Genomic DNA, 13,611 nt, shown 5'->3' on the forward strand with positions numbered 1-13,611 from the left:
GTAGTATCTCGAAAAGTAACTGAAAAAACCAATGGTAATATTAACAAAGGATATTGCTGGTAAAGAGTAGATAATTTAAGAGGTAAAATAATTTGAACCTTGAAAAACGCATATTGTAGTGATTGGATAACCTAAAAAAGGGCATAGCAAATTAAGCCTCATAGGAATAATGTTGTAAGGCTGTCTATGTCTATGCTGCCTGTTCTAATGTGGTTAGAATGCTAAAATTAAAATGTTTTATCCATGCATCTGAGTGTATATTAATGACGGCAAAGGTAGCCATGCTAAACCTTAATTTAGAACTTTGAGATCGTACATTTTCAATATGGTAGTCAACAAACATTCTTTTATTCGAACGTTCCACTGACGTTCTAGTCTTGAATTTATCCTTGAAAGTCTGTGAATACCTAGGTACAGGTGGAAACATTCTAAGGTCATAATCAGGTTTTATGTGTACTACTTTACCATACTTGCTATTAGAACATTTACATTCTTCTGGGGGTTCCTGACCATGACAGGTAAACCAACAGCGATATTTAATACCTTTAGGTTTGCTGTATCCCCAGTTGTAGTATGGGATTCCACCATGGCATATAGGTCTTCCTTTGTCATCAAAGCAAAGAATACTAGGATGCTGATAATTAAACTTTGCCTTTGTTCTTGAATCTAGAGAAATAAAAGGAAGAACATCATAATGTTTTAGTAGTTCATAGGTTGGATAATTATCCATGGCTCCATCAGCAAGGAAGTTGTTGAACTTTAGATTAGGGTATAATTCAAAAATATCCCTTAGGGCAAAGATGGTAGTAACACTATCGTGACGACTAGCTTGTACTATCTTAAGGTATATAGGAAGATCATTTGGACTATCAGAAGCAGTGACATTAAATAATGTATTGCCAAAGAACCAACGTTCACGGTAACTATCCCAACCCCAAGTAGCATCAGGGTCTGAATATCTTCTAGGACATTTACAATTATGGATACCTTTAGACTTACAATCACAGACCTTTACACCATAATGGCTAGCACTTGAATAATAAGGAGAACCGTCAAAAGCAACAGAAATGTCAGAAGGATTTCCTAGAAGACCTAACTTTCCCGAATAATCAACAACGCAACGAGCCAAGAACTTTTGTAGAATTTCTTCAGGTCTGAATTTAGGTAATTTAGCATTAATGAGCTTGTTAACAAGTCTTTTGACAATACCATTGCGCTTGTTAGGTAGCTTTTGATTAGCCTTTAACTTTTTACTAGGCTTAGGATGAAACTTACGTGTTCTAGATTTCTTCCTAATATGTTCACTGTGAGAACTAAGCCATAATCTAGAAAGAAGATCATAGTATGAAGCAACAGATGGTGCATTTTGGGTTTCAAACCCACAAATGTCAAATAAAAGTTTATCAGATTTAACAATTGAGGCCCATTTTGTGATAGAATATTCCTGTAGATCAAGCATTAAAATGAGAGAGCGAATTATTCCCTGTTGATTTTTGGCGGGTCGGCCAAAATCGGGATATAATGACTTGACTATGGGAAGCAGGTTATCAAGGTTAAGAAGATAAATCTTGGAGATAGATTTATCTAGACTAACCAACCTGCTTCTTTGCGTTTTTTGGTAAAAGAGAAGCTTAAGTTTAAGATTCTCTTGATAATCCTTATGAAGTTGCCAATTACATAACATAATAAAACCTCCAAAATAGAATTAGTTAACATAATACTATTTTGAAGGGAAATGCGTTTAAAATTAATCCTTAAAATAGGGTAAATATGGTTTATGTTTCCAGTACATTTCGGATATAAGTATGAAGATTAATAAAAAGTTAGGGGTGAAGCCTTAGGGCTAGCTCTTAAAATAAAGTAAAGTAAAGCTCTTGGACTTTTCGAGAGCGTACTACCAATAAACAAGGGGGAAGATTTTTATGAAAAATTGTGGTTGGATAGGAAATTATTCATATTTTAGAGCACGTTTATCATCTGATAAAGAGGCCATATTTGATTTGGATAATAATAAGCATTACACATATGGTAATTTAGATAACAGATCTAATATTTTGTCAAATTATTTGGCTGAAAAATTAGGTATAAAGAAAGGTGATAGAGTTGCATTTATCACCAGAAATTGTATCGAGTTGTTTGATGCTTATTATGCAACAGCAAAACTTGGCGCAATATTAGTACCTTACAATGCAAGATTATCGGTTGATGAGTTAGCACAGTTGATTAATAATGAGCAACCAAGAATTTTATTTTACGAGGATACATTTAAAGATATAGCTGATGGATTAAAGAAAAAAGTAAGTATAGAAAACTATGTAGTTTTATCAAATGCTGATAGTAAAATCGAAGATTTACATTATGAAGAAATAATTAATTATGAAAATAATAGTCCAAGAGTATGTAAAGAATTGGATTTAGAAGATATTCATCTATTAATTCACACTGGTGGTACAACTGGACTTCCTAAAGGAGCTATGATATCCCATAGAGCTATGTTGTTCAATTCTATGAATGAAATTATAACATGGAATATATCTAATAGTGATAGCGCTCACTTAATATTACCACTATTTCATACTGGAGGATGGAATCTATTAACAATTCCATTACTTCATGCGGGTGGACATTTAATAATAAATAAACAGTTCGATCCAAAAATGTCTTTAAAGATTATTAATGATGAGAAGCCAACATTTGTATTTGGTGCTGCTACTATATTTAGAATGATGGTTAACTTACCTGAATTTGAAAATACAGATTTCTCTTCAGTTAGATGGGTAATGGCAGGAGCAGCTCCAACACCAATTAATATTATGGAAATATTCTGGAATAGAGGGATTAAGTTCGTATTAGGATATGGAATGACTGAGGCTGGACCAAATAATCTTTCAGCACCAGCAGAATTTATGACATTTGAACAAATAAAAGAAAAATATGCTTCTGTTGGTAAGCCAATGTATTTTACACTAGCAAAAATAGTAGATGATAACGGCAATGAAGTTGATGCAGATGAAGCAGGAGAACTTATTTGGAGTGGTCCACAAATCTTCTCAGGTTATTGGAACAATGAAGAAGAAACTAAGAAAACATTAAAAGACGGATGGGTATATACCGGAGATATGGCAAGGAAGGATAAAGATGGTTTTATTTATATAGTAGGAAGAAAGAAAAACATGTTTATAAGTGGAGGAGAAAATGTATTTCCACCTGAAATAGAAATAGCTCTATATGATTATCCAGCTGTTCATGAGGTATGTGTAATTGGTGTTCCAGATGAAAAATGGGGCGAAGTTGGTAAAGCTGTAATAGTTCTTAAACCAGGTATGAGTGCTACTAAAGAAGAAATTCTTACATATTTAAGAAGTAAGCTTGCACATTATAAGATACCAAAGTATGTCACTTTTATAAATGAACTTCCAAAAAGTAATGTAGGAAAAATAGTAGGAGCTCAGGTAACCAAATTGTATGGTAAAGCTGAAGACTAGAAAGGGGATATACTTATGATTGATAATCTAGTAGTTGGAATAAAGAATATTGCTTCGTATGTACCGGAAGGTATTCAAGATAGTGAGTATATAGCAAGAATGTCAAATATACCGAAGGAAGTTATTGAAAAAAAGTTTGGAATTCTTAAGAAGCATAAGGCAGGTCCTGATGAACATGTTTCGGATATGGCTATAAAGGCGGCTAAAAAAGTTCTTCAAGGATTTGACCCAATGGACCTAGACTTAGTAGTTTATTGTGGAAGTGAGTACAAAGATTATTATTTATATAATATAGCTGCAAAAGTGCAATATGAGATTGGTGCAATGAATGCAAATGCGTTTGAAATACATTCACTATGTTCTGCAGGCGTTTATTCTCTAAAAGTATTGAAAAGTATGATGTTAGCTGATCCTAAACTAAACAATGTTTTGTTATTTACGTCTTCAAAGGAAACTGACATAGTAGATTATACAAATGAAAGAGCAAGGTTTATGTTTAATTTTGGGGATGGAGCAGCGGCAGCATTACTTGTAAAAGGGTGTAAGAAAAATAGGATATTGGAAACTCACATGATAACTAATGGAGGATTTGCAGAAGATGTTGCTTGTTACGGAGTTGGAAGTAGAAATTACTATAATTATGAAGTATTGGATCGCAGCTTAAGAAATCTTGACGTAAAAGATCCAAAATCAATGAAGGAAAGATTAGATCCAATATCAATAGACAATTTTACCAAGGTTGTAAAGGGTGCTATTGAAAAAAGTGGCTACAGTGTAAATGATTTAGATTTTGTAGCTCCGATTTTTATGAAACGTTCAATACTCAATATGATACTCAAAAATTTCAATTTGACAGAAGAACAGTCATATGTTTTGGAGAACTATGGGCATTGTCAATCTGCAGATGCATATATTGCACTCCTTGAAGCAGAAAGGTTGGGAAGATTGAAGAATGGAGATTTAGTTGCAATGATCGGGGCAGGAACTGGCTATACATGGGCATCTACAGCTATTATTTGGGGTGAGCAAAAATAAAACTTTTTTTATAATGATATGAGGTCCTTATAATAGGACTTCATATCTAATATTTTATGATGCATTTAGAGAGGAGATAAACCGATGAATAAAGGTAAAACCTATGATGAAATCAATATTGGAGACAAGGCGTGTGTTCAAAAAACAATTAGTGAGAGTGATGTTTATATTTTCGCAGGAATAGTTGGTGATTTAAACTCAATGCATATAAATGAAGAGGCAGCAAAAAATTCTATTTTTGGAAATAGAATATGTCATGGTATGTTAATTGGGAGTTTTATTTCACCAGTATTAGGTATGCAACTGCCAGGTCCTGGTACAATATATCTTTCACAAAATCTTAAATTTGTAGCACCAGTTAAAATTGGCGATACTATAACGGCAGAAGTTGAAGTTATAGAGAAACTTGTAAAAAATAAAATTAGGTTAAAAACTAATATAACTAATCAGGAAAATAAAACAGTTATTTATGGTGAAGCAGTAGTGTTGCCACCAAAATAATAGATTAATTAATGACGAAATGACATTCTGACTTTCTATCCATAGAATAATTCTTAATTGAATATGTTAAGATTTGAAGTTTTACTTTCATAGTTGAATACAAAAACGTAGTCTCAAGATATTGATACATTTAATTAAAAATAGAAAAATGGAAAATTAGAATCTTTATTACTGTATTGCTGAATTAATCTAGATTGATTAGCTTATTTACAGAAAAAGGAGGAATTATTAATGAGATTAAAAGATAAAGTAGCAATTATTACAGGTTCAGGACGAGGAATAGGAGCAGCTACTGCGATAAAGTTTGCAAAAGAGGGAGCAAAGGTAGTTGTATGTGACATAAACATAGATGATATTAATAGAACAGTCAGCGAAATAAAGGCACTTGGAACTGAGACAATTGGGATAAAGGTAGATGTTACAAACAATGAAGATGTCGCAAACCTAATGAATAAGACATTAGAAAAATTTGAAAAGATAGATATTTTAGTAAATAATGCAGGTATAACAGCTGATGCAAGACTCATAAAAATGGAAGAAGATCAGTTTGATAGGGTTATAGCTGTAAATCTAAAAGGCACATATAATTGTGGGAAGGAAGCAGCAAAAATTATGCTAGAACAAGGAAATGGAGTAATTCTTAATGCTTCTTCAGTTGTAGGCATTTATGGGAACTTTGGACAGACTAATTATGCTGCAACTAAATTTGGAGTTATTGGAATGACTAAGACGTGGTGTAAGGAATTAAGTCCGAAAGGAATAAGAGTAAATGCAGTAGCACCCGGGTTCATTCTATCACCAATGACTGAAAAAATGCCTGAGAAGGTATTAAATTTCATGAAAGAGAAAGCTCCTTTAAAAAGACTTGGTCAACCTGAAGATATTGCAAACGCTTATGCATTTCTTGCCTCAGATGAAGCTAGCTTTATAACAGGTGCTGTTTTAGAGGTTACTGGAGGAGTTGTTCTTTAGTAAATAAAAGGAGGAATAATAATGGGAATTAGTATATTAGGGACTCATCATACTAAATTTGGGAGATTAAATAAAACATTATATGATTTAATTATAGAATCAGGCAGAGGAGCAATTGAAGATGCAGGTATTGAAGCTAAGGATATAGATAGCATATGGGTTGGTAATCTAAGCGGTGGTGGTTTTAATAATCAAGAACATATTGCACCATTTACAATGAATATTCATAAAGATTTAAGATTTACCCCTGCTACTCATGTTGAAAATGCCTGTGCTTCAGGTTCAGCGGCAATAGAATGTGCAAAGCAGGCGATAGAGTCTGGGAACTCTAAAATTGCATTGGTAATTGGTGTTGAAAAAATGAATGATCTCGATACTAAGGGTGTAACAAAGGTGTTAGCTATGAGCTCATACTGGCCTGATGAAGGTTCAAAGGGCATTACATTTCCAGGCTTATTTGCAGAGTATGCAAAGGGATACATGAAACATTATAATTATTCACTAGATAAATTAAGAGCAATATTAGCCAAAATATCAGCTAAAAATCATACTAATGCTGTTGAAAATCCTCTAGCACAGATGCCTTTGAAAATTACTGCTGAAGAAATCTTAAATAAACCTGATGAAAAAAATCCTATAGTATATGACCCACTAAGGTTATTTGACTGTTCTTTAGTTACTGATGGAGCTGCAGCACTTGTATTGACTACCTCTGAAATAGCTAAAAGCATAAAAAATGAAGTCGTAGAAATAGCTGCACTTAGTCATACTACAGATTACTTAAGCATCTTTAAACGTTCGAACTATGAATTAACAGCAGGCAAATTGGCAGTTAAAAAAGCATTCAAAAAAGCTGGTATTACATTGGATGATTTGGATTTTGCTGAGGTACATGATTGCTTTACTATAAATGAACTTCTTAGTTATGAAGCATTAGGAATTGCTCCAGATGGAGAGGGATATCGTGCATTAGATGAAGGTATAGTATATCCTGAAGGTAAATTACCTGTAAACTTGTCTGGTGGTTTAAAGGCTAAGGGGCATCCGGTAGGTGCAACAGGAGTGTCTATGGCAGTATTAGCTACTAGGCAATTATTAGGTAAAGCTATTGGAATACAAGCTAAGGATGCAGAGATAGGTTTAACATTTAATGTAGGTGGAAGTGCAGCGAGTAACTATGCTTTGGTATTTAAGAGAACTAAATAAACTAGTCAGAACCCTCATTCTCTTATCTCCCTCTTTTGTACTTCTTTTGTGATACGGCATAAAAAATGCTCTTTTCTGGTTACATTATTGTTATGATTTTGCCGGAAAAGAGCTTTTATTTTTACTTAAAAATAATTTTTTAAGAAAAAGATAAATCAATCCAAATCTCATAAATTTGGCTTAGATAACTATTTAATATTTCCGTATTATTGTTTGTATTTCTTTAAACTATAATGTAAAATAAGAAAGAAATCTTAGGTATTTAAATTTTTGTTAAAACATTATATAAAAATACTCATAAAACTTCGACATAAATATAATAAAAATGAAGATAATCAAAATTTGATAGAGAGGCTATTATGGATAAAAACTTATTGAAGGATTGTACGTTGTGCCCAAGAGAATGTCATGTTGATCGTATCAAAGGTCAAAAGGGTTATTGCCGGCAAACTGACGAATTAGTAGTTGCTAGGGCAGCACTTCATATGTGGGAAGAGCCTTGTATTTCAGCAGAAAAAGGCTCAGGAGCTGTGTTTTTTTCAGGCTGCTCAATGGGCTGCGTTTATTGCCAAAATCGCAATGTTGCAAAAGGCTTGGCAGGGAAGAAAATCACAATAAATAGGTTGGCAGAGATTTTTATTGAACTTCAATATAAAGGAGCAAATAATATTAACTTGGTTACACCAAGTCACTATGTCCCACAGATTGTAGAGGCAATAATAATCGCTAGAAAAGAAGGCCTTAAGTTGCCCATAGTCTATAATTGCAGTGGTTATGAAAAAAAAGATACTTTGAAACATCTTGATGGATATGTTGACGTATACCTTCCAGATTTCAAATATATGAATGAGAGGCTAGCAAAAAAATATTCAAATGCTTCGGATTATTTTTTCTTTGCTTCTGAAGCAATTAAGGAAATGGTGCATCAGATAGGTGAACCTAGGTTTGATAATAATGGTATTATGATTAAGGGTGTAATAGTTAGGCATCTGACATTGCCAGGTTATCTTGAAGATTCGAAGAAAATCATAAGATATCTCCATGAAACTTATGGCGATCTAATATATATTAGTATTATGAATCAATATACACCTCTACCTTATGTAGAAGAATATCCTGAGATTAATCGAAAAATTACAGAAGAAGAATATAATGAGTTAGTCAATTATGCAATTGAAATAGGGGTGGAAAATGGATTTATACAGGAAGGTGAGACGGCGCTAGAAAGCTTTATTCCAAATTTTGATGAGGAAGGAGTCTAATGTGTATCCTAAGCCTGTCAGATTCTAATAATAGAACAGACAGGCTTTAAAGTTATAGAAAATTAATACAATTTTCAACAGAACCCTTATATAAAGGATATTAATATGCCACCTTCACCTGAGTAAGTACCTATTGCAGCACCAATAGTTGATACAATAATCTGCTTAAATTTATATTTCTCTTCAATTATGGCTTTAAATTCTTGGGCTTTAGCATAACAGTTTGCATGAGCTATTGCAAGTATTCTGTTTTCATGATTTGTACATTTTTCTCCTACAATATCAATTAACCTTCTAAAAGCTCTATTAGAACCCCTAACCTTTTCAGCTAAATCTACAATACCATTACCATCTGATTTCATAATCAATTTAATTGAAAGAAGTGATGCTATTTGGCCCCTTACTTTTCCTATTCTTCCACCTTTGATAATATTTTCAAGGGTATCAAGTAGGAAAAATACATGTCCTTCTTTGGCACATTTTCTCAAATAATCTGCAAGTTCATCAATATTTATGTCATCTGATGCCATCTGTGCAGCCTTTAATACTATTAGACCTTCACCAACAGATGCATTTAATGAGTCTACAACATGAATTTTCTTATGCTTATTATTTTTTTCGTAAATTTCTTTTGCAATTAAAGCGCTGTTATATGTACTGCTAAGGCCTGAAGATATAGTAATAATTAGGATATCATCTTCAGTTTTATCAAACTCACTAATGAACTTTTGTGGGGATGGGCTAGCAGTTTTGGGCAATTTTTTATGCTTTTTCATCATATTATAAAATTCGTTTTTCATTAGTTCAATTCCATCCAGAAAAATCTTATCATCAAATCGGATTTCAAGTGGCACAACTCCAATATCATATTCTTCCAGGATTTCCTGCGGAAGGTCAGAACAGCTATCAGTAATAATTTTAATTCCCATAAGCACTCCTCCTCTTATCTTAATGGTAACACATTTATTTATGCGTGACTATATTTTTAAATAATTCGGATTAAATCTATTTAAATAGTATAATGAAGATATAAGTAAATGCTTATATCACAGGAGGTAATTGCTATGGTTTTTAAAAATGGTAAAATTACTAATGACAAGGAGGTAATCAAATGACTGTTGAAAGTGTTAAAAATCATATAGAGAAAGCTGGACTCGATTTAGAAATTACAGAGATGGATAAAAGTACAGCTACAGTTGAATTAGCAGCAAATACTCTTGGAGTTGAACCTGCAAGAATAGCTAAGACTATGGCTATCAGCTTAAAGTATAAAGATATACTCATTGTGGCAAAAGGAGATATGAAAATAGACAACAGGAAATTTAAAGATTACTTTAAAGAAAAGGTTAAATTTGTTAAGCAGGAAGAAGTAGAGAAGGTAACTGGTCATCCAATGGGTGGAGTATGTCCTTTTGGACTTATTAAGCCTTTGGATATTTATTTAGATATTTCTTTAAAAGATTTTGATTACGTTTATCCAGCAGCTGGAAGTCCTAATACATGTTTAAAAATAGATGTAGATTACTTAAGTGAAGTAACAAAAGGAATATGGATAGACGTATGTAAGATTTAAACAGGTATAGGTGTATAGTTGTTTTGTATTTAATAATATTTCTAACTGCAGCTTTAGATACTATTTCATTAAGATAAACGAGCTAGCGTTTTTGCATTATTCAATGAAAAATTAACATAAAGTTTCTACAAGCGTTGAAAAAGGAATAAAGTTGATATCCAAAGAGCAGGGGGGTCTACTGCTCTATAATCAATAAGCTTAGGTAAAAACAGGGGTTTGTCAAAATATATCGAAAATTATTACGAAAACAAGAGAACTTTGAGGCATTTTGTTAAAATAACTGTCCTTTTTATATTATATTTGCTAAAATAGGATTTGTGACATTGAGATTAATACATAAGAAGGTGCAGTTGTGAATAATTTATATAGTACAGCAAATAACCGAATAATCGTTGAAAGAAAAAGAAGCATCAATGAGTTTATAAGAGGAGTAAGTCAGGGAATTCCCATTACATTAGGATATATTCCAGTTTCTTTTACATTTGGGCTTATGGCAGTCAATGGAGGAATACCTGTTTGGATGGCTATTTTAATATCATTAACAAATCTTACTTCTGCTGGACAGTTTGTAGGAACTGGTTTGATTATAGCCGATGCTTCTCTTTTTGAAATCACTGTAGCTACATTTGTAATAAATATTCGTTATATGTTAATGTCCTTATCTCTTTCTCAAAAAATTGCATCTGGAATGCCTCTACTTAAGAGATGCATTATGGCATTTGGAATAACAGATGAGATCTTTACAGTTGCTTCTTTAGAAAAACAAGAGATTACTTTTGCATATATGATGGGACTAACTGTTTGCCCTTATTTCGGATGGGCTTTAGGTACTGCATTAGGGGCAAAAATAACTTCAGTTTTGCCTGAAGCATTGCAAAGTTCAATGGGAATTGCATTATATGCAATGTTTATAGCTCTTATTGTTCCATCAACAAAAAAATCTAAAGCTACCTTAATAGTTGTAATTACTGCAGTCTTAATGAGTTCTGCTTTAAAATTGATACCATATATTAAATTAATATCAGAAGGATGGAGTATTATAATCACTACTATTGTAGCAGCAGCTATAGGAGCAGTATTTTTTCCAAGAAAGGATGACTAAATTGAGTAAGAGATTAGTTGCAGTGTTATTAATGGCTATCGTAACATATGTTATAAGATCTGCTCCAATAGCAGTTTTTAGAAGGAAAATAAAATCAAAATTTTTAAAATCTTTTCTATTTTATATACCTTTTGCTGTACTAGGGGCAATGACTTTTCCAAGTATATTATTTTCTACTTCTAATATATATTTTGCCATAATTGGCACTGTTACAGCATTAATTTTAGCATATTATGAAAAAGGACTATTAACAGTTGCTGTGAGCGCAGTTATAGTTGTGTATTTTTGTGAGTCAATTTTTTAACATAATTCCTTAGGGAAACATAACACAAGAAGATTTGAAGTGATTTTTGTGTTATGTTCAACACCTCATATATTCTGTCTTTACATACTTACGATAGTAATAAGCTATTGGACCATAATGATTTCGAAGACGTTTTTCCAGTGTCTCTCTATAGCTTTCTAGAATCAAAACATCATCATCTGAAGTAGTAAGGTTTCCATATTTACTTTTTACAAAAATCTCTGTAATCTCTTTTATTCCTTTTTCATTATGTATATAAAATTTATATGCAACTCGATTTGCATATTCATAGTGTGTTTCTCCATACTGTTGAGGACAGCCTAGAAACTCCATAATTTTAATAATTCTTTTATATAGATAAATAATCCTTTTATTATTTGACAGCTTTTTAGCTTTAGTTTCTTCATATTTATGCATTGATAATCCAATCAAAAATCTTATAGGGATAATTGATATTAAAATTGTTACTAACATGTCTAAAACAATTTTAGGTAACTTGATAGACATACTTTTATTTGGATTGTAATAGTTTGAGCTTTTTTCATCATCTATGCCATTATAGCCTCCTTCATCAATATCATCTTCAAAGTCAATTCTTGATCTTTCTCTATTCCAGTTAGATTCACCTAGATATATTTTTTCATTTGTTTCATTCACTATATAATCATCTAATTCATGTTGTATAGGATAAGCAGGTGTAGGTTCAAATGACATCCAGCCAACAGGTTCTATAAAAGCTTCTACCCATGCATGAGCATCTTTGTGCCTAACTACATATATCCCAGGTTCTTCTTGGTCTTGAGCTAGATATCCTTCTATGTATCTACTTGGGATTCCTGCTAACCGTAGCATTATAGACATGGAGGTAGCATAATAGGTGCAATATCCCTCTTGTATATCAAATAGGAAATAGTCGATAAAGTCCTTGTTATCTGGTACTCCATTTACATCTAAATTATATCTATAATTATTTCTAAGATAGTTTTCAATTGCAACAGCTTTTTGAAAATCGCTATTTTTATTCTTAACTATTTCTTCTACTAGTGTTTTTGTCCTTTCAGTTATTTTATCTGTAGGGATTTGCAAGTAAATTTCCAAATCATCTATGCTTTTCTTGTTTTGCTCTAGTCCCAGTGATAAAAGAATTTTATATGGGAGAGGTTTTTGTACTTGGACAGTATAACTTTCTCCATCAAAAATTCCGTTGGGAAAAATTAATGCATCATCTCTGTTTACTATTAATTTATGGTTACCTTTAAAACTTACTTCTGTGGCTTTATAGGGACTAAAAAGAGTTGTTGAAGCAAAAGCGTGGTTTGTAATAGTAATGTATGTTTGATTGTAATAATATTTCTTTTCTTTTAGTGAAAGATTGCTGAAATCTTGTCTTAGTTCATATTTTTTTGAAGGTTCAGTTATGGATTCCCAAGAGTATCCAGTATATGTGTGTTTTACATTTCCTCTGAGATAATTACCACTATCAGTTTGTACTGTCATGATTTTTTTGTCACTTAACCTTACTGGACCTCCTAATCTCGAATTATCTTCCTGATAACCTGTAATCGAAAAATCAAATAAAGTAGCTTCACCAGACTTTCTACCATGATCATTAGCGGAACGTAAGTTTTCAACATTTGGAAAAGTATTATATATTTTCTGCTGTAGCCAGGGCCAATGAAGGAAACTGTCGCTTTTGGGTAATAATATTGCTATGAAAATAATTAAGAAACTATACCAAAATATTGTTTTGAGCCATGGAGTATAAAGTTTTTCAAAATCATAGTTTGAAGAGCTTTCAGCTTGCATTCTTTTATCAAAATACTTATTTAATCCCATGAGGACAAAAAAGACTAGTAAAAATATAGAAATCATCCAATATGCTTTATCATAGAAATTATACCAATAGAAAAGGAATAACCCTATATAAACAGGAAGCAACAAATAAATATTCTTACCCTTAAATAGAATAAAAGCAGTGAAGAAAGATACTAAAATTATAAGTATACCCCAGAACAGCAATATATTATCTGATGCTATATTTTCTTTACCCTGTAGATTGCCTATTATATTTTCAAATAAATAAAAGACTCTATCTCCTAAAGTAAAAAGGATCGGTGTGATGAAACGATGTACTAAAATAGCACTCAATAAACTAGCGGCTAAAATAGCAT

12 protein-coding genes are annotated in these 13,611 nt (G+C 32.2%); 9 read left to right on the top strand and 3 right to left on the bottom strand.

The window, feature by feature from the left end; genetic code table 11:
• Positions 1-190: 190 nt before the first annotated feature.
• Entirely contained in the window at positions 191-1,684 is a 1,494-nt protein-coding gene (locus ABV008_RS14125) for a hypothetical protein (RefSeq protein ID WP_352420481.1), read from the bottom strand.
• Between the two features lie 238 nt (positions 1,685-1,922).
• On the opposite strand from ABV008_RS14125, the gene ABV008_RS14130 reads away from it, so the two are divergent.
• The 6 genes from ABV008_RS14130 to ABV008_RS14155 all read left to right on the top strand — a co-directional run bounded on the left by ABV008_RS14130 (position 1,923) and on the right by ABV008_RS14155 (position 8,461).
• A complete protein-coding gene (locus ABV008_RS14130; RefSeq protein ID WP_352420482.1) occupies positions 1,923-3,485 on the top strand; it encodes an AMP-binding protein in 1,563 nt (520 codons plus the stop codon).
• 15 nt (positions 3,486-3,500) lie between these two features.
• Positions 3,501-4,520 (top strand): 3-oxoacyl-ACP synthase, encoded by a 1,020-nt coding sequence (locus tag ABV008_RS14135; RefSeq protein WP_352420483.1) that lies wholly within the window; start codon positions 3,501-3,503, stop codon positions 4,518-4,520.
• An 84-nt stretch (positions 4,521-4,604) separates the two neighbouring features.
• A complete protein-coding gene (locus ABV008_RS14140; protein ID WP_352420484.1) occupies positions 4,605-5,021 on the top strand; it encodes a MaoC family dehydratase in 417 nt (138 codons plus the stop codon).
• A gap of 231 nt (positions 5,022-5,252) precedes the next feature.
• A complete protein-coding gene (gene fabG, locus ABV008_RS14145; protein ID WP_352420485.1) occupies positions 5,253-5,993 on the top strand; it encodes a 3-oxoacyl-ACP reductase FabG in 741 nt (246 codons plus the stop codon).
• Between the two features lie 21 nt (positions 5,994-6,014).
• The gene (locus tag ABV008_RS14150) at positions 6,015-7,199 is read left to right on the top strand and encodes a thiolase domain-containing protein (protein WP_352420486.1); all 1,185 of its coding nucleotides are present in this window, start codon (positions 6,015-6,017) and stop codon (positions 7,197-7,199) included.
• Between the two features lie 359 nt (positions 7,200-7,558).
• Positions 7,559-8,461, top strand: a complete 903-nt coding sequence (locus ABV008_RS14155; RefSeq protein WP_352420487.1) for a radical SAM protein — start codon at positions 7,559-7,561, stop codon at positions 8,459-8,461.
• Between the two features lie 86 nt (positions 8,462-8,547).
• On the opposite strand, the gene ABV008_RS14160 is transcribed toward ABV008_RS14155, so the two are convergent.
• The gene (locus ABV008_RS14160) at positions 8,548-9,390 is read right to left on the bottom strand and encodes a DegV family protein (protein WP_352420488.1); all 843 of its coding nucleotides are present in this window, start codon (positions 9,388-9,390) and stop codon (positions 8,548-8,550) included.
• Positions 9,391-9,572: 182 nt separating this feature from the next.
• Here ABV008_RS14160 and ABV008_RS14165 point away from each other — a divergent pair, with 182 nt between their 5' ends.
• From ABV008_RS14165 to ABV008_RS14175, 3 genes are all read left to right on the top strand, one after another.
• Complete coding sequence (locus ABV008_RS14165) at positions 9,573-10,034, top strand: YbaK/EbsC family protein (protein ID WP_352420489.1); 462 nt, start codon at positions 9,573-9,575, stop codon at positions 10,032-10,034.
• 352 nt (positions 10,035-10,386) lie between these two features.
• Entirely contained in the window at positions 10,387-11,136 is a 750-nt protein-coding gene (locus ABV008_RS14170; RefSeq protein WP_352420490.1) for an AzlC family ABC transporter permease, read from the top strand.
• Positions 11,129-11,440 carry an AzlD domain-containing protein gene (locus ABV008_RS14175; RefSeq protein ID WP_502929789.1) on the top strand — a complete coding sequence of 104 codons (312 nt, stop codon included), beginning with the start codon at positions 11,129-11,131 and terminating at the stop codon, positions 11,438-11,440. The genes ABV008_RS14170 and ABV008_RS14175 overlap by 8 nt, the downstream gene beginning before the upstream one ends.
• A 57-nt stretch (positions 11,441-11,497) precedes the next feature.
• Here ABV008_RS14175 and ABV008_RS14180 read toward each other — a convergent pair.
• Positions 11,498-13,611: DUF4129 domain-containing transglutaminase family protein (locus tag ABV008_RS14180; RefSeq protein ID WP_352420492.1), on the bottom strand; the 2,114-nt coding region annotated here is incomplete at its 5' end.

Origin of the sequence: Proteiniborus sp. (assembly GCF_040308045.1) — a bacterium.
GTDB lineage: Bacteria > Bacillota > Clostridia > Tissierellales > Proteiniboraceae > Proteiniborus.